Origin of the sequence: Crossiella cryophila, assembly GCF_014204915.1 — a bacterium.
GTDB classification, from domain to species: domain Bacteria; phylum Actinomycetota; class Actinomycetes; order Mycobacteriales; family Pseudonocardiaceae; genus Crossiella; species Crossiella cryophila.
Genome location: NZ_JACHMH010000001.1, coordinates 6,685,654 through 6,703,018 on the forward strand (window position 1 = coordinate 6,685,654; position 17,365 = coordinate 6,703,018).

General features: G+C 73.2%; 13 protein-coding genes and 1 pseudogene. 10 read left to right on the forward strand and 4 right to left on the reverse strand.

Annotated features, from left to right (window positions below):
• Positions 1-155: 155 nt before the first annotated feature.
• Genes HNR67_RS29220 through HNR67_RS29230 form a run of 3 tightly spaced genes read left to right on the forward strand, consistent with a single transcriptional unit; the run spans position 156 to position 4,883 of the window.
• Positions 156-1,139 carry a DUF7065 domain-containing protein gene (locus HNR67_RS29220; protein ID WP_185005397.1) on the forward strand — a complete coding sequence of 328 codons (984 nt, stop codon included), beginning with the start codon at positions 156-158 and terminating at the stop codon, positions 1,137-1,139.
• Positions 1,126-3,456, forward strand: coding sequence for a PEP-utilizing enzyme (locus HNR67_RS29225; protein ID WP_185005398.1), 2,331 nt, complete (start codon positions 1,126-1,128; stop codon positions 3,454-3,456). Before HNR67_RS29220 ends, HNR67_RS29225 begins: the two co-directional genes overlap by 14 nt.
• A complete protein-coding gene (locus HNR67_RS29230) occupies positions 3,456-4,883 on the forward strand; it encodes a pyruvate, phosphate dikinase (protein WP_185005399.1) in 1,428 nt (475 codons plus the stop codon). Before HNR67_RS29225 ends, HNR67_RS29230 begins: the two co-directional genes overlap by 1 nt.
• On the opposite strand, the gene HNR67_RS29235 is transcribed toward HNR67_RS29230, so the two are convergent.
• Entirely contained in the window at positions 4,856-5,476 is a 621-nt protein-coding gene (locus HNR67_RS29235; RefSeq protein WP_185005400.1) for a helix-turn-helix transcriptional regulator, read from the reverse strand. The genes HNR67_RS29230 and HNR67_RS29235 overlap by 28 nt on opposite strands.
• A 41-nt stretch (positions 5,477-5,517) precedes the next feature.
• Here HNR67_RS29235 and HNR67_RS29240 point away from each other — a divergent pair, with 41 nt between their 5' ends.
• Both HNR67_RS29240 and HNR67_RS29245 read left to right on the forward strand, forming a co-directional pair.
• Positions 5,518-6,393, forward strand: a complete 876-nt coding sequence (locus HNR67_RS29240; RefSeq protein ID WP_185005401.1) for a hypothetical protein — start codon at positions 5,518-5,520, stop codon at positions 6,391-6,393.
• Between the two features lie 45 nt (positions 6,394-6,438).
• Positions 6,439-6,810: a hypothetical protein gene (locus HNR67_RS29245; RefSeq protein WP_185005402.1), complete on the forward strand. Its 372-nt coding sequence runs from the start codon at positions 6,439-6,441 to the stop codon at positions 6,808-6,810.
• Here HNR67_RS29245 and HNR67_RS46750 read toward each other — a convergent pair.
• A pseudogene (locus HNR67_RS46750) lies at positions 6,786-7,490 on the reverse strand (AfsR/SARP family transcriptional regulator); the annotation flags it as partial. The gene HNR67_RS29245 and the pseudogene HNR67_RS46750 overlap by 25 nt on opposite strands.
• Positions 7,491-7,695: 205 nt before the next feature.
• Here HNR67_RS46750 and HNR67_RS29255 point away from each other — a divergent pair.
• Positions 7,696-8,277, forward strand: a complete 582-nt coding sequence (locus tag HNR67_RS29255; RefSeq protein WP_185005403.1) for a helix-turn-helix transcriptional regulator — start codon at positions 7,696-7,698, stop codon at positions 8,275-8,277.
• Here HNR67_RS29255 and HNR67_RS29260 read toward each other — a convergent pair.
• Positions 8,250-11,705: a BTAD domain-containing putative transcriptional regulator gene (locus tag HNR67_RS29260; RefSeq protein WP_185005404.1), complete on the reverse strand. Its 3,456-nt coding sequence runs from the start codon at positions 11,703-11,705 to the stop codon at positions 8,250-8,252. The genes HNR67_RS29255 and HNR67_RS29260 overlap by 28 nt on opposite strands.
• 146 nt (positions 11,706-11,851) lie before the next feature.
• The gene (locus HNR67_RS29265) at positions 11,852-13,219 is read right to left on the reverse strand and encodes a cytochrome P450 (RefSeq protein ID WP_246493625.1); all 1,368 of its coding nucleotides are present in this window, start codon (positions 13,217-13,219) and stop codon (positions 11,852-11,854) included.
• Between the two features lie 289 nt (positions 13,220-13,508).
• Between HNR67_RS29265 and HNR67_RS29270 the strand changes: the two genes are divergently transcribed.
• From HNR67_RS29270 to HNR67_RS29285, 4 genes are read left to right on the forward strand one after another with little or no spacing between them, the layout of a single operon-like run.
• Positions 13,509-14,447 carry a terpene synthase family protein gene (locus tag HNR67_RS29270; protein WP_185005406.1) on the forward strand — a complete coding sequence of 313 codons (939 nt, stop codon included), beginning with the start codon at positions 13,509-13,511 and terminating at the stop codon, positions 14,445-14,447.
• Positions 14,448-14,475: 28 nt separating this feature from the next.
• Complete coding sequence (locus HNR67_RS29275; RefSeq protein WP_312988279.1) at positions 14,476-15,486, forward strand: family 2 encapsulin nanocompartment cargo protein polyprenyl transferase; 1,011 nt, start codon at positions 14,476-14,478, stop codon at positions 15,484-15,486.
• A gap of 9 nt (positions 15,487-15,495) precedes the next feature.
• A complete protein-coding gene (gene ispH, locus HNR67_RS29280) occupies positions 15,496-16,734 on the forward strand; it encodes a 4-hydroxy-3-methylbut-2-enyl diphosphate reductase (RefSeq protein WP_185005407.1) in 1,239 nt (412 codons plus the stop codon).
• Entirely contained in the window at positions 16,715-17,362 is a 648-nt protein-coding gene (locus tag HNR67_RS29285) for a hypothetical protein (RefSeq protein WP_185011816.1), read from the forward strand. The genes ispH and HNR67_RS29285 overlap by 20 nt, the downstream gene beginning before the upstream one ends.
• Positions 17,363-17,365: the final 3 nt, after the last annotated feature.

A 17,365-nucleotide genomic window follows, 5' to 3' on the forward strand; every position in this document is an offset into this window, starting at 1 on the left:
TGCCGCTACCCGGCGGCGGCCGGTCAACACCTCGACGCGATCTCTGCCCGGGTCGGCCGACGCCGTTGCGGGATCGGGCCGTTTCCCGGTCCTGGCCTGTCTGCCTGCGGGTTTGCCGTGCTTGTCTCGGCCGACCCGAGACAGGCGGAGGCCAGATGCCCCATCCCAGACGTATCGAGCTGATCTCCAGTGAACTCGCGCACGAGCCCGGTCCGGAGCCGGACTGGCAGGAGTCCCTGGTCTTGCTGTGGGGTGATCCGGACCGCGGCCTGGGTGGCTTCCACCGGCTCGGCCACGAGGTCAACCAGGGCCGGGGCGAACTGTGGTGCGGGGTGCTCACCCCCGGGCACCGCTTCCGCCGGGACGAGCGGGTCGCACTGCTGCCTACCGATCGGTCGGTTCCGGTGTTCGGCCTGGACACGCACACCTTCACCCTGGACCCGGACGGCCGGATGCGGCTGCGGATCACCGAGCCGGACCTCGACCTGGACCTCATCGCCGACGACTTCGCCCCGATGACCTCGGTCTACCCACCCGAACGCCTCGAATCCGTCGGCCACGGCACGGTGCGCGACCACCTGGAAACGCACGGCCGGGTCCGCGGCAGGCTCACCCTGGCCGGGCACACGCACGAGATCGACGCGTTCTGCGTGCGCGACCACAGCTGGGGTCCGCGGGACTGGTCGCTGATCGTCTCGCACCGGTGGGTGATCGGCAGCCTCGGCCCGGATCTGAGTTTCTCCGCCACCGTCATGCAGGGCACCGACGGCCGGTTCCTGTCCCAGGGCACGCTCTGGCGGGACGGCCGAGGGCTGGCCGCCACCGGGATCGACATCGTGGTGTTCCAGGAGTCCGACGGCCTGTCCCACCGCGGCGGCCGGTTGCGCATGTGGCTGGCCGACGGCAGCGAGTTCAGCCTGGAGATCGAGACCGTCGACGGCTGGTTCTTCAACGCGCACAGCCATATCGAGGTCGACACGGTCTGCCACGCCCGCACCCCCGACGGCCGCACCGGCTACTGCGATCTCGGTGTCTCCAACGGCAGACGGGTCACCGAGCCCCTCTTCGGCATCCGCGCGGCCACCCACGACGGGGTGCGGCCGCGCCCGGCGGAAGGACGACGCCATGTCAACGTCTGAGCCCACCCTGCCCGGCTTCACCCTGCTCACCGACCCCGACGTGCTCGAGCACCAGAGCGGTCCGGACACCGCCTGGACCATCACGAACGCCGCCGAGGCCATGCCCGGCGTGCTCACCCCACTGGGCGCCTCGTTCTGGCTGCCGGTCTGCGAGATCGGCCTGCGCTCGGCCTTCCACGACCTGGGCGTGCTGTCCGCCGGACAGGTCCGTCTGCCCGAGCAGGTGGACGAGCGGATCTCCGGGGTCTTCGCCGGCAGGTACGCGGCGAACCTGGATGTGTTGCGCCGCATGGCAGATCTGACCCCCGGCACCTCCGGCGACGCGATGGAACGCCAGCTCTTCGGCACCGCCCGCCCCGGCATCCCGCGCGCCAACGGCTTGCGGCGCCTGCCGTTCGTACTCACCAAGGCCCCTACCACGGTGGCCCGCTTCCCCCGCCGCCTCGCCGCGCTGAGCCGGCACATCCACCAGTGGTGGCGCACCGCCGTGACCACCGACCTGGACCTGCCAGGGCGCCCCGAACAAGCCCTCGTCGAGGCCAGCCGGGTGACCGCGCACGCGTTGCGGGCACACATGATCTCCGCCATGGTCGGCCCCGCCCTGTTCGACCGCCTCCGCGACCTCACCACCAAAGCCGGTCTCCCCGGCCTGGAGCTACACCTGCTGGCCGGCGACGGCGACCTGGAAGAAGCCCGCCTGGTCGAACAACTCCGCGCGGTGGCCCACGGCCGACTCCCGCTCGACCCGGTCCTGGCGACCTACGGCTTCCACGGCCCCGGCGCGGGCGAGATCTCCGCCCACTCCTGGCGCGAGGACCCCACCCCCCTGCACCGCATGATCGAGACCTACCGCACCGCCCCACCCCCGGTCAGTCGCACCGACCGGTCCGCCGCCGAGGCCGAACTGTTCGCCGCCCTGCCCCGACGCAGCCGGTCCGGCGCACGGCTGGTGCTACGACTGGCCCGCACGTTCAACCCCCTGCGCGAGATCAGCAAGGCCAACTTCCTCAAGGCCGTCGACGCCGCCCGGCACGCCGCCCGCGCCCGCGGCCGGGAACTCGTGCGGGCCGGGGTGCTCGGCGACCCGGAGGAGGTCTTCCAGCTCACCGTCGCCGAAATCGTCGAGCAGGTGCCGGCCGACGTGGCGGCGACCGTCAAGTCCCGCCGAGCCCAGCGCCGGCGCCTGCGCACGGTCCGCCTGCCCGAACGCTGGACCGGCCCAGCCCAGCCAATTCCCCTGGCCGTGGCGAGCACCGAGGACATCAGGGAACTACGCGGCCAGGCGGGTGCGGGCGGCCTGGCCGAGGGCCGCGCCAGGGTGGTCCTCGACGCCGGGGAGAGCGACCTGGTCGAACCGGGCGAGGTGCTGGTGTGCGCGACCACGGATCCCAGTTGGGCGCCCGCGCTGGGCATCGCGGGTGCGGTGGTGATCGACGTGGGCAGCCCGATGAGCCACGGGGCGATCATCGCGCGGGAGCTGGGCGTGCCGTGTGTGATCGGGACCGGGACGGGCACGGTGGTGCTGCGGTCCGGTGACTGGCTGCGGGTGGACGGAGCCGCGGGAATCGTGACGGTGCGACACCGCGCCACCACCGAGCCCGAGCCCGCCACCGCCGAGCCAAACGCAGCCGCCGCGGCCCAGCCAAGCTCCGCCACCGCCGGGCCGCCCCACACCGCCGCCCAGCCAAGCTCCCCCTCCCCCTCTGCCTACACCTCCGAGCCGACCCCCGCCCCCGCGATCCCTGGCAACAACCCCCTCCTCGCCGACCTCCCCCTCCTCCGCCTGCTCATGCTCAAAGGCCGTTGCCCCGCAACAGATCTCCCCCACCTCATCCCCAACGCCGAAACCTCCCTCCCCCGGATCCTCACCCAGGGCTGGGCCCTCCAGCGTTCCGGCGCCCTCCGCCTCACCGCCGCCGGACGCCAGCACACCGCCGCCCTGCTCACCGAGGAACGCACCCACCTCGCCAGCCCCCTGCTCCCCCAGCTCTACCACTGCTTCAGCGCCCTCAACGACAACCTCAAGTCGATCATGACAACCTGGCAGTCCGGCGACACCTCCGCGCTGCCCCAACTCCTCGACCTGCACGACCAGGCCCTCCCCCTGGCCCAGACCATCGCCGCCGAAGCACCGCGCCTGTCCTGCTACGCACCCCGCCTCAGCCACGCCGCCGACAAACTGCGTGCCGGTGACCTGGACTGGCTGGCCAAACCCACCATCGACAGCTACCACACCGTCTGGTTCGAGCTGCACGACGACCTGATGTCCCTGCTCGGCCTGACCCGGCTGGCCGAGGCGAAGGCGGGGCGGGCCTGATGCTCCGGCTGGACGGCACCGCCACCGCCACCCGCGCCGACATCGGCGGCAAAGCCTTTGGCATCAACGGAATGCGCGCCCTCGGCCTACCGGTTCCACCCGCGTTCGTCCTGACACATCCCGACAGCACCCAGCTGCGAGACGGAATCCGGCTACTGGAAAGGGAAACAGGCCGCGGCTTCGGCGATCCGACTCGGCCACTGCTGGTCTCGGTACGCTCCGGCGCGGCGGAAAGCATGCCGGGCATGATGGACACGGTACTGAACCTGGGCGTCACCGATTCCACTCGTCCCGGCCTGATCACCTTGGGCGGCAACGCGTTCGCCACCGACATCGCCGAACGGTTCCGCACCCAGTTCGAGCAGATCACCGGCTCGCCACCACCACCGGACCCCTGGACGCAGCTGGACCTGGCCGCCGCCGCGGTGTTCCGATCCTGGATGTCACCCAGGGCCAGGGCCTACCGGGCACATCGCGGACTCGGCGAGCACGGCGGCACCACGGTGACCGTGCAGGCCATGGTGTTCGGCAACCTGGGCCCCGGCTCCGGCTCCGGGGTCTTGTTCAGCCGCAACCCGATCACCGGCGAACCGGATCCACTGGGCGAGTGGTTGCCACGCGGGCAGGGCGAGGAGGTCGTGTCCGGTCGCAGCACACCACGTCCGCTGGCCGACCTCGCCCGCGAACTGCCCGCGGTGCACCGGGAACTGCTCGACGCGGCGGCACTCCTGGAGCGAGCGCACCAGGATGTCCAGGACATCGAGTTCACCGTCCAAAGTGGACGTCTGTGGCTGCTCCAGACCCGGTCCGCCAAGCGGTCCGACGCGGCGATGGTGCCGCTGGCCATCGGCCTGGTCGAGTCCGGGGTACTGTCGATTCCCGTTGCCCTGGAACGGATCCGGCCCGCGCACGTGACCGCGTTGACCGGCTCCCGGATCATCGGCCGGGCCGGTGCGGAACTGCTCGCCACCGGCACCCCGGCCGCGCCGGGCATCGGCTCCGGCCGGGTGGTGCCCGATGCCGACCAGGCCGAGGAACTCGCCGCCGCCGGGCACCGGGTGGTGCTGGCCCGGCCGACCACCGATCCGGCCGACGTGCACGGGATGATCGCCGCGACCGCGGTGGTGACCGGGCTGGGCGGGTCGAGTTCGCACGCCGCCGTGGTCAGCCGGGAACTGGGCAGGCCGTGCGTGGTCGGCTGCGGACCGGACGTGCTGGCCGGACTGGCCGGGCTGCTGGTCACAGTGGACGGTCACACCGGCGAGGTGCTGGCCGGGGAACTGCCGGTGCTGCCGGTGGATCCGCGGCTGGGCAGTCACCTTGGCACCTTGGCGGACTGGCTCGCCCGCCACCCGGCGCCGGAGCTGGCGCCGGTGGTGCGGGCGGCGCTGGCGCGGGTTCAGAGCGCCCCGGCGCGCAGCAGGTAGGCCACCGCGTGCGTCCGGTTGCGCAACTCGAACCGGCTGAGCAGGCCGTGCACGATGTTCTTCACGGTCCGCTCGGAGTAGCGCAACCGGCGGGCGATCTCCGCGGTGCCGTAACCGTCGGCGAGTAGTTCCAGCAGATCCCGTTCCCGGGGCGCGAGCCGCACCGGGACGTCCGCGCGAGCGCGCTGGGCCGGCACCGCGCCCCCGGCCAGCCGCGCGCGCAGACCGGCGGCCAGCCGCTCCGGGGACTCCGGGGCGTGCCGGGCGGCGGCGATCGCGGCTACCAGGGTCGGGGTGTCCACCTCGCGGCGCTCCAGCACCGCGGCCACCTTCGTCCGCGCCAGCCAGGGCAGGTCGGCCTCGGTCAGCCGGTTGACCGCCAGCAGCAGCCGGGCCGGGCTGGACCGGCGCACCCGCAACAGGATCTCCCTGGTGTCCACGTCCACCTCCTCGGCCACCACCAGCGCCACCTGCGCCGCGCGGATCCGGGCCGGGCCGACCACCTCCAATTCCGGTTCCGCGCTGAGCAACCGGGTCACGCCCGGCAGGGTGAGCATGGTGCGGGAACACACTGCGATCAGGACGCGGTCCACGTTTCCTCCGTGCGGGGCCTCCGGGCGGCGACCAGACCACGGTGCGCGGTGCTCCTTCACGGTTTCTGCCGTTACCGCCGCGATCCAGCACCAGGCCCAGCTCCGCGGCGACCGCGGCGTCCCCGGTCAGCGCCAGCGCGGCGTGTGCCGCGATCTCGTCCTCCTCCTCCCACAGCCGCAACCACATCAGCCGCGCGCGCAGGATCCGCCGGGCCGGGCCACGCAACGCCGGACTGCGCACCACGTGTTCCAGCAGCCGCACCACCTCCACCGGGGCCTCGGCGCCCGCGGTCGCCGCGCACAGCCAGTCGATCACCCAGCCGTCCGGCTCGCCGGCGGCCAGCAACTGCCCGGCCACCAGGTGTGCGGGCCAGCCCGCGTGGTCGAGGTCCTGGGCGGCCTGGCGGTGCAGACTCGCCCGCACCGCCGAGGGCACACTCCGGTGCAGCGCGGCGAAGGTGTGGTCTTGCCGGAAGGCCACCCGCTCCCCACTGACCCGGATCAGGCCCGCGTCCCCGGCCTCGGCCAGCGCGGGCCGCAGGGTGGCGCCCGCGGTGCGCAGCAGCACGGCGAGTTCGCCAAGGCCGAACTCGCGGCCCAGCAGGGTCGCCCTGGTCAGCACCTGGCGGGTGCGCTCATCGAGCAGGGCCAGCCTGCGGGCGATGATCTCCTGCCGCACCTCGGCCAGCCGGGCGGGCGCGTGCTCGGCGAGTTCGGCGATGCCGTCCTCCGGCCGGACCAGCTCGTGCCGGGTCAGCAACTCGGCCAACTCGTGCAGCAGCAACGGATTCCCGCCGGTGTACGCGCTCAGCTCGCACAGCGACAGCCCCGGTTCGGCACCGAGCACCCCGGCCAGCAACTCGGCCGACTCCGCCGAGGTAAGCGCTTTCACCGGGATCACCTCGTCTGCCCCCTGACCAGGTTGGCGACCGATCCCGATCAGCAGCAGCGGCCGATCCCTGGTGCGCGGCAACAGTTCCCGCCAGCGGGCCGCGGCCGTACCGGTCCGCCGTTCGTCCAGCACCAGCACGGCAGGGCCGGTGCCGGGCAGATCGGCCGGATCCCGGTGCGCGGTGCACCAGGGCGCCTGGGCCAGGGCCGCGGTGAGCAACGCGGTGGCGCCCGAGCCGGGCCCGCCGGTCAGCCACAGCGTGCCGCCGCGGCCACCGGCCAGCGCACGCAGCCGGGCGGCCAGCGCGGCCTGTTCCGCGGCCCGGCCGACCAATCCGGCCGCGCCGGCCCGTTGGGCCAGCAGGGTTTCCTGCAACGCGCGCAGTCCAGGCCCCGGTTCGATGCCCAGCGCGTCCACCAGCCGGGCCCTGGTGCGCTGGTAGACCGCCACCGCCTCGTCCAGCCGGCCCGCGCGGTGCAGGGCCCGCATGTGCAGCAGTTGCAGGCCCTCGCGCAGCGGGTGCAGCGGCGCCAGCCCGGTCAGCCCGGCCAGTGCCTGATCCACCTCGCCCTCGGCCAGCAGCAGTTCGGCCCGCAGTTCCCTGGCGGCCAGCCGCAGTTCGCCGAGCCGGTCCCGCTGGGCCGCGGCGAACGGCCCGTCCAGTCCGTCCAGCGCGGTGCCCCGCCACAGGTCCAGCGCGGTGCTCACCGAGACCAGCGCAGCCCTGGTCTCGCCGCGGTCCGCGCTCACCCTGGCCTGGCCGCACAGCCGGGCGAACCGGCTGACATCGCAGGCGTGCTCGTCCAGCCGGAGCGCGTAACCCGAGCCCGCGGACAGCAGCACCTCCCCCGCCGACCACCGGATCCGGCCGGGGTCGAGCACCCGGCGCAGTCCGGACACGCAGGCGTGCAGCCCGGCCTCGGGGGCGCCTGCCGCCGCCGCGCCCCACACGCCCTCGATCAGCTCGTCCCTGGAGACCACCTGTCCGGGCCGCAGGGCCAGCATGGCGAACACCGCCCGCCTGCGGGCCGAGCCCAGGTCCAGTTCCCGGCCGTCCCGCCAGGCGCGGACCGGTCCCAGCAGCTCCGCCCGGATCCCGGACGCGATCGGACCAGTCGTCATCAATCCCCGCTCCTTTGTTCAGATCACGCCGTTATTAAGGGGCTCCGACGGATCCGCGCGCAGACCGTACCCCAGGTTGTCCGGATCGGGACACCGTGGAAAGTCGTTATGAAGACATCAGACCCATACTGCGTGTGTGTCTAATACCGCGACCGACTCCACTCAACGGTCCATTCGAGTGATCGGGCACGCCTGGGACCCAATCATGGCGGCCGGACTCACCGATTTCCTGCACGCCAGCGCGGAGCTGACCGTCGTTCCGGGGCCACCCCCCGGCGACTGCGATGTCACCGTGCTGGCCGCCGAACGGGTGACCTCGGAGGTGCTGGCGGCCATGCGCCGGGGCCTGCCGGGCAACCCGGCGCCGATCGTGCTGCTGACCGGCGACCTGCGCAGCGTGGACCTGCTCGCCATGATCGAATGCCGGGTGATGGCGGTGCTGTCCTGCCACTCCACCAGCGGCGATCGGCTGATGGAGACCATTTCCGCGGTGGCGGGCGGGGCCGCGGTGCTGCCGCCGGACCTGCTCGGCCAGGTGCTGCGCGAGGTCGAGCGATTACACCGGGAGGTGCTCACACCGAACGGACTGACCCTGTCCGGACTCAGTTCCCGGGACCTGGCCGTGCTGCGGCTGATGGCCGAGGGGCTGGACACCGCGGAGATCGCGGAGGGCCTGGACTATTCGGAACGGACCGTGAACAACATCATCTACGAGCTGACCACCCGGCTCGGTTTACGCAATCGCGCGCACGCGGTGGCTTACGCGCTCCGCTCTGGATTCATCTGACGGTCACTCGCCTGTCTTCCGCGCTGGTTATCCTGCCGCACCAGTTCGCGGATTTCACTGCGAGTCGCGATCCGCAATTTGCCAAGCGCCCGTTTGAGGTAAGCCTCGACCACTCGTGGCGGAACCGCCAGGCTGTCCGCGATCACGCTGTCGGACTCGCCATCGGCAATACCCCGCACAATCCGCTGCTCCACCGCCGTCAGCCCTGACCAGGGGTTGACGCGCCCGGACTCGCCCGCCGCCGCGGGCGGGTCACCGAGCCGGGCCAGCCGGGCCGTGAGCCCGCCCAGATCCCAGTGCGCCCCGAAAGACCGGTGCAGTTCGACCGCCTCGGCCAGCGCCGCCCGCGCCGCCTCGGACCGGCCACCCGCCGCGTGCACCCCGCCCAGCTCGGCCAGCGCGGCAGCCAGTTCCACCCGCCTACCGACCGTTCGGTAGTGCGCCACCGCCAGCCGCGCGGGTTCCGGATCACCGGTGAACAGCGACTGACAGCGCTGCCAGGCCGCCCACCCACCCGCGGGCTGCACCTCGGCCTCGGCCTCCCTGGCCGCACGGGTGGTGGCGGCCCTGGCCATCGCCCGGTCGCCGAGGGACATGGCCAGCCGGACCAGGTCGGGCAGCCAGTGGTGCCGGGGCAGCACCGGCCGGTCCCGGTCGGTCAGCAGTCTGGCCAGCACCGCCACCGCCCGCCGTGGCTCCCCGCGTTGTTCGGCGGCCAGCGCCAGCGCGGCCAGCGCGAAGTCCGGGCACTCGAGTTCCCCTGGCGGCGCCTCGGCCAGCAAGGCCAGCCCGGCCGCCGCCCGCGCCCGGTCGTCCTGGCGGCAGGCGATCAGCGCGACCAGTCCGTGCCAGTTCCGGCCGAGCCGCCCCGGTTCACGCAGACTCGCGCCACCGTTGGCCGGCAAGGACTCCAGCTCGGCGCGGGCCTCGGCCCAGCGGCCCTGCCAGTAGTACTGGGCGGCGGCGGTGATCTGGAGTTCGATGGGCAGCGCGGCCATGGTGTGGCCGCGGGCGGCGGCCAGCGTGGGCGGCACCTCGGCCAGCCGGTCCAGGCAGTGCAGCGAGAAGATCCGGTTGTCCAGCAGGTCCAGCCGTAGTCCGGCCAGCTCGGCCCGGCCGCCGACCACCGCCAGCGCCTCGTCCACGCTGCGCAGCGCCATCGCGTGGTCCCGGCGCAGCGAGTGCACGTGCCACAGGGTCTGCAGGGCGTGCGCACGTAAGGCGTGATCACCCGCGCCGAGTGCGGCGGCGTGGGTGGCCACCGCCTGGTCCTCGGCCGCGGCCAGATCGGTCAGCGCACCGCGGTCCATCCTGGCCAGCAGCACCCGGTGCCGCACCCGCCACACCGCAGGGGTGCCCGGCTGCCCGAGTCCGGCGGCCAGCACCTGCCTGGCCGAGCCGGTCTCGCCGCGCCCGTGCAGCATCGCGGCCAGCAGCTGACGCATGTGCGCGGCCCGGTCCGGATCACCGGTGGCCGCGATGACCTCCTTGGCCTGCCGCTCGGAGTCCCGGTTCAGCGTGCACAGCACCTGGACCAGGGTCGCGGTCAGCGTTTCCCGGTCCGCGCCCCGCACGCCGGCGCCGTGCAGGGCCCGGCCGAACAGTTCCACGGCCTGCGCGGGCAGCCGGTGACCGAGTTCGGCGGCGTGCGCCACCAGCCAGTCGATCATCCACCCGGCCTCGATCGGCGTCACCGCCAGCAGCTGGCAGGCCACCCGGTCCAGCAGGCCACCCGCGCGGGCCAGCGCCCTGGCCGCACCCGCGTGCATCCGGGTGCGGGTGGCGGCGGGGATGGCGTCGTAGACGACCTCGCGGATCAACGTGGGCCGGACCTCCAGCGCACCCCGGACATCGGCCAGCACCCCGGCCGCGACCGCCTGCTCCACCAGCGCGACCAGCTCGGCCGGCCCGCGCCCGGTGACCAGGGCGAGTTCGGCCACCGAGACCTCCGCGCCGAGCACACTGGCCCAGCGCAGCAACTCCCGCACCGGCTCACCCAGGCAGGCCAGGTCCCCGCGCACCACCGCCACCAGCGCGGCGGGCAGGGCGAACGGCACCGTCTCGTCGATCTCCGCGATCTCCCCGGCCACCCTGAGCGCACCCGCGGCGAGCACGGCCTGGATCAGCTCGCGCAGGTACAGCGGATTGCCGCCCGCGCAGTCGGCGAGGCGGGCCAGCGTCGGTCCCGGCCGGGCCCCGGCCACCGCGCCCACCAGTTCCGCGACCCCGTCCGCGCCCAGCGGTCCGACCGTGAGCACCGGATGCCCGTGCTCGGTCACCGCCGCCCGCGCGCCGTGAGCGGGCCGTCCGGAGCGGCCCGCGCCGACCAGTACCAGCGGCAGCCGCGCGGTGGCCGCGACCAGCTCCCGCCAGGCCGAGGGCGCCGCGGTCCGGTCGGCGTCGTCGAGCACCAGCACCAGCGGCGCCCGCGCGCACAACGCCTCGACGTCGAGTTCGTCCAACTCGTCCACGCCGACCTGACGCACCAGCCGCCCGGCGGCCGCGACCCGGTCCAGCGCGGCGGCCAGCAACGCGGATTTCCCGATCCCGGCCGGCCCCTCCACCCACACCGCCCGCCCACCGCCGTGCGCGCCAGGTGTGCTGAGCAGCGCGCGCAGCCGGGCGAGTTCGGCACTCCGGCCCAGCAGCGGCGGCCGGGCCCGCCTGGGCACCGCCTCGCCGTCGCATTCCAGCAACCGCTGGTAGGCCTGCCGCAGTTCCGGACCGGGCGGCACGCCGAGTTCGGCCCGCAGCAACTGCCTGCCGTCGTGGTAGACCGCCAGTGCCTCGGCCCGGCGCCCGGCCGCGGCCAGCGCACGCAGCAGCGCCACCCGCGGTGACTCCCGCAGCGGGTGCTCGTGCACCAGCGCGGCCAGGTCGGCGATGACCTCCGGGTCCGCGCCCAGCGCGACCAGTGCCCTGGCCCGGCGTTCCCGCACCAGCACGTGCAGTTCGGTCAGCCGGGCCCGTTCGGCCTCGGCGAAGGGACCGGGGATCCCGCCGTAGGGCTCGCCGCGCCACAACCGCAGTGCCGCGTCGTAGTCGGCCACCGCGCCGGCCGGATCACCCGCCGCCCGCCGGTCCGCGGCCTGCCGCAACCGGTCGAAGGCGACCGCGTCCACCTGTTCCGGGCGCACCCGCAACGCGTAGCCGACCTCGGTGGAGGCCAGCAGGCCGGCGTGTTCGCCCAGGCAGCGGCGCAGGCCGGAGACGTAGGTGTAGACGCTGCCCATCGCGCTGACCGGGGGTGACTCGCCCCAGACCGCGCGGATCAGGTCGGCCCGCGGGATCAGCCTGCCTGGGCAGGCGGCGAGGGCGGCGAAGACCGCGCGCTGCCGGGCCGGGCCGAGCGCGTGCTCCTGGGCGCCCGCCAGCACGCGGACCGGCCCGAGGACACCCACGCACAGGTCATCGACCGGTGCCGCCACTGTCTCCCCCGTCAAAGGATGCCTGTCCCCCAGGCAGCCGGACACTCGCCGTCCGTCACTGGTTCACCACCTGCGGTGATCAACCGTGCTGACGATAGGGCGGGGCGGGTAGGAAAACCAGGAGAATCACCCACCCCGCCGCAGGCTCAGACGGCCATCGCAGGCGTCCTCGCCGCCACGATCATCGGCAGCCGGTCCGGCCGGGTGGCGCCGGTGGTGATCTCCTTGACCTGCTTGCCCGGCACCCCGCGCAGCCGCCACCGCGAGCAGATCACCGCCAGCGCCATGGTGATCTCCAGGATGGCGAAGTTGTCCGCGATGCACTTGCTGCCGCCCGCGGAGAACGGGATGTAGGCGCCCTTGGGCAGCTTCTTGGTGGCCTCGCTCGCCCAGCGGTCCGGGTCGAAGACGTCCGGGTCCGGGAAGTAGCGCGGGTTCCGGTGCAGCGCGTACGGGCTGATGATGATCTCGGCCTTGGCCGGCAGCTCGAACTCGCCGAGCTGGGTGAGGTCCAGGGTGCGCCGCATGTACACCGCGACCGCGTGCATCCGCAGCACCTCCAGCACGATCCGGCCGGTGTAGACCAGTCGCGGCAGGTCGGCGAACTCCGGCGGCCGCCCGCCCAGCACCTCGTCCAGCTCGGCGTGCAGCCGCTGCTCCATCTCCGGGTGCACGCCGATCTGGTGCAGGCACCAGGCCAGGGCCGCGCTGGTGGTCTCGATGCCGCCGACCGCCACCGTGATCACCTGGTCGTGGATCCACTGGTCGGTCATCGGATTGCCGTCGTCATCGCGCAGCGCGAGCAGGGTGGAGAGCATGTCGCTGTGGTCCTTGCCTTCGGCCCGGTAGGCGGCGATGGCCTCGTCGATGGCGGCGTGCATCTCCTGGTTGGCCCGGTCGTAGCGGATGTTGGCCGGCAGCGGGAGCTTCTGCCAGGCGCCCGGGATCAGCGTCCTGGTCAGCATCCCCTTCATCACCTCGGGCAGCCGGAGCTGGATGGCGTCGGCGGCGCGGGCGCCCATCTCGGAGGCGAACAGGATCCCGTTGACCACCCGCGCGGTCAGGTCGTTCATCGCCTGGTCCACCTCGATGACCTGCCCGGCCCGCCAGGCCGAGGACACCGCGTCGGCCACCCCGGTCATGATCGAGGCGTAGGAGGCCACCTTCTGGTGGTGGAAGGTGGGCTGCAGGATGCGCCGGGTCTCGTGGTGCGCCTTGCCGGAAATGGTGGCCAGCCCGTTGCCGAGCACCTCGGTCATCTTGTCGAACATCCGGCCGCGGTGGTAATTGCGGCCTTCCGAGACCAGCACCCGCCACACCAGATCCGGATCGGTGAGCACATAGGCCGGCATGCCGACCATGTTGATCCGCACGATTCCGCCCAGTTCGGCCAGTGAGGCCAGGAACTGGGTCCGCCGCCGGGCCAGGGGCAGCGCGTGCCCGATCAGCGGCAGAGCGCCGGGAGCTTCCGGAATGGGCTTGGGCATGACTTCCTCCAGGATCACCGGGTTCATTCGCAGCACGCAGCACGCACTGTGGTCGCGGACCCCGGCGATTTCCACAGTGGACGGGCCCTGGCGGCGAACTCTGCCCCTTCCCGCAGCCGGGCCGGGAACTCGGTGCAGCCCGGCCCTGGTTCGCTCAAGTCCAGGCCAGCGCACCTGCCGGTGGTCGCCCCGCTGCCCCTTGACGCAGTGCGGGCGGTAACTGGGTGCACGCCGGGTTTGAACCCGTTCACCTGAGCCGGAAAAGGATCGACATTTCTGGGCACGGACCCTGTTCTATCGGCAGACAAGGTGCCCCATGACCGCGATGCGATCCGCCACCATCTGGTGCCCCTATCCCTCCCGGCGCAACTCGCTGGTTTCCGTGCCCGAGGTCGAGCAGCGACTGCACGAATGGGCGCTGGCCGCCGGTCTGCTCACCGAGCCGGCCATCGAGAAACGCTTCCGGCAGGCCCGTTTCGGCGAATGCGCGGCCTACTCCTACCCGGACGCGCCCGATCTGCTGGTCTACGCGAAATGGCTGACCTGGCTGTTCGTCGCCGATGACGAGTTCGACGAGAACCGGGCGCCTGCCGAGGGCGGTATCGACCGGGGTGTGCTCGGCCTGCTGCCGCTGGACGGCGCCGCCCCGGTCGCCGCGCGCACGCCGGTGACCGCGGCCCTGGCCGAGCTGTGGCGGGAGCTGGCCGCGACCATGCCCCGGCCGTTGCAGGAACGCTTCCGCCGCAACGCCGACGAGTACGCCCGCTCCTACGCAAGCGACCTGGCCCGCGACCGCACCGGCGCCGTGCCCGACCTGCGCGCCTACATCGAGCTGCGGCGGCTCAGCGGCGCGGTGGAGACCTGCCTGGACCTGATCGAACGCCAGCCAGAGGCCTACCTGTACCCGAAGCTGGCCGCCGACCCGGCGACCAGGGCGGTGCGGCTGGCCGCCAACGACATCATCTGCTGGAGCAACGACGTGTTCTCCGTGGCCAAGGAGTTCCGGCACGGCGAGCTGAACAACCTGGTCACCGTGTTGCACGGGGCCTCTGGGATGACCTGGCGCGGCGCGGTGGAGACCGCTGCCGACATGACCTCGGCCCGCACCAGGGAGTTCGACGACCTCCAGGACCGCCTGCTCGCCGAGCAGGGCACTCCCGCGCTGCGCCAGTTCGTGGCCGGGCTCAAGGCGTGGATCTCCGGCAGCCTCGACTGGCACCGCAGTTCCCCGCGCTACGCCGACAGCCTGCTGTGACCCGATCCCCCGGCGCCGAGGAGCCCCCGTGCTGACCACCGATGTGATCTCGTGGAGCCGTTCGCTGACCGATCCCGCCCTGCACCGGGCGGTGCACACGCTGCCGCCCTCGATGCGCCACGGCGCCGGCTACCACCTGGGCTGGTGGGACCAGCACGGCACGCCGACCAGGGGCAACCCGGGCAAGGCCGTGCGGCCCGCGCTGGTGCTGCTCTCCGCCCGCGGCGTGGGCGGCGCGGCGGAGAACGCGGTGCCCGCCGCAGTCGCGGTGGAGCTGGTGCACAACTTCTCCCTGGTGCACGACGACGTGATGGACGGCGATCCGGTGCGCAGACACCGGCCGACCACCTGGTCGGTTTTCGGCGTGCCGGAGGCGATCCTGGTCGGCGACGCCCTGCTGGCGCTGGCCTGCCAGGTGCTGGCCCGGCAGGGCGGGCGGGCCGGAGCCCTTGGCGTGCAATGGCTTTCCGAGTACGTGCTGGCGTTGTGCGACGGGCAGAGCGCGGATCTGGCCTTCGAGAAGCGGGACAGCGTCACGCTCACCGAGTGCCTGACCATGGTGGCTGGCAAGACCGGCGCGCTGCTGGGCGGGGCCTGTGCGCTGGGCGCGCTGGCCGGTGGTGCGAGCCCGGCACAGGTGGTGGCGCTGCGGGCCTTCGGCGAGCACGTCGGGCTGGCCTTCCAGCTGGTGGACGACCTGCTCGGGATCTGGGGCGCACCCGAGGTCACCGGCAAATCCGCCGGGAACGACCTGCGCAGCAAGAAGAAGTCGCTGCCGGTGGTGGCCGCGCTGACCTCCGGCACCACCGCGGGCGCGGAGCTGGCCGCGCGCTACACCGCGCCCGAGCCGATCGAGCCCGGCGAGGTGGCCGAACTGGCCGCGCTGGTCGAGGCCGCCGGTGGCCGGCGCTGGGCCCAGCAGCAGGCGGGCGCCCAGGTCGCGCTGGCGGTGGACCGCCTGGAATCGGCGCGCTGCGATCCGGCCGCGGCCACCGAACTGCTGGAGCTGGCCCGCAGGCTCACCCACCGCGATCACTGAGGAGTCCCCATGGTCAACGCCCCACCCGGCGGCGTGCTGGTCGCCGACCTGCTGCACGATCCCGAGGGCGAGCACCTGCCCTGCCCGGCCGCGCCCCTGCTGGCCGGTGAGCTGGTCCGTCACGGAGTCCCCGTCGTGACGGCCCCACTGCCGCTCAACGGCCCACGCACCCACCACACCTGGTTCGACCGCGGCCGACTCGGCCCCGCTGGCTTGGGTGGCGCAAGCCAGCCCGGCGCACCCGAGGATCTGCTGCGCGCCGCGATCAACGCCTGGGCGAAGGTGGCCGGACCACGCCGGATCCTGCTCGCCAGCCCACGCTCCTTCTGCGCCGGGGTGGAACGGGCGATCGAGATCGTCGAACGCACCCTGGAAACCCGGACCAACCCGGTCTACGTGCGCAAGCAGATCGTGCACAACACCTACGTGGTCGAGGACCTGGCCGCCCGCGGCGCGATCTTCGTCGACGAACTCGACGAGGTCCCCGACGGATCCACCGTCGTCTTCTCCGCCCACGGCGTCTCCCCCGCCGTCCGCACCGAGGCCAACGAACGCGGCCTCGAAGTCATCGACGGCACCTGCCCACTGGTCACCAAAGTGCACGCCGAAGCCCGCCGCTACGCCGCCCGCGGCGACACCATCGTGCTCATCGGCCACGCCGGACACGAAGAAGTCGAAGGCACCCTCGGCGAAGCCCCCGAAGCCACCATCCTGGTCGAGACCCCGGCGGACGTGGTCGGGCTGGATCTGGCCGGGCACCAGCAGGTCTCCTACCTCACCCAGACCACCCTGGCCATCGACGAGACCGCCGAGGTCATCGACGCGCTCCGGACGAAGTTCCCGCGACTGCACGAGCCGCCGACCGAGGACATCTGTTACGCCACCACGAATCGGCAGCACTCGCTGCAGGCGGTGATCGAGGAGTCCGACCTGGTCCTGGTGGTCGGCTCCACCAACTCCTCCAACTCGGTCCGGCTGGTCGAACTGTCCCGCCGCCAGGGCACCCCGGCCCAGCTCATCGACCGGGCGGGCGACATCCGGCCGGAATGGCTGGCCGGGGTATCCGCGGTGGGCCTGACCGCGGGTGCCTCCGCGCCACCGGCCCTGGTCGAGGAGGTGGTGACCGCGCTCGGCGGGCTCGGCGCGGTCAGCAGGCAGGAACGCGAGGTCACCCGCGAGACCGTCCACTTCGGACTCCCCGCCGCCGTGCGCAGAAAGGGACAACCCCATGACCGCCCTACGCCATAACACCGAGTTCGCCCCCGTGCTGGCCCTGCACGACACCAGGGCGCCGATGGTGGCCGACGAACTCCGGGCCCGGCACCTGGGCGTGACCCCGTGCCCGGCGGCCCCACTGCTGGCCGCCAGCCTGCGCCGCCGCGGGGTCACCAGCCGGCGCGGCCCGCTGGCCTTCGACCAGGGCTGCGGCGATCACCGCGCACTGGGCTTCGCCGTGTCCTGGGTGGACGGTCGCGGCAGGCGGGTCGGCCTGGGCGCGGCGGCCAACGCCGACGATCCGCGCACGCTGGCCGCCGCGGCCAGGGTGGTGCGCGAGTTCTCGGCGGTGCTGGGCCCGCGCACCGTGCTGCTGCTGGCCGAACCGGAGCCGGTGGACCTGCTGCTCGCCCTGGACCCGGCCACCGTCGCGCCCTGCCGCCGCCAGGGCAGGCCCGCGCAGTGGCTGCGCCGGGTCACCGACCTGCGCCCGGAGTGGCTGGCCGGGGTGCGCACCCTGGGCGTGCTCACCCACCCGGACACCGAACGGCGGCTGGTCACCCAGGTGGTCAGCGCGATCCACGGCCTCGGCCCGGCCACCGTCATCGACCGCGGTGGCGCCGTGCCGCCCGAGCGCTGCCCCAGCGACGAAGAGGTGTGATCC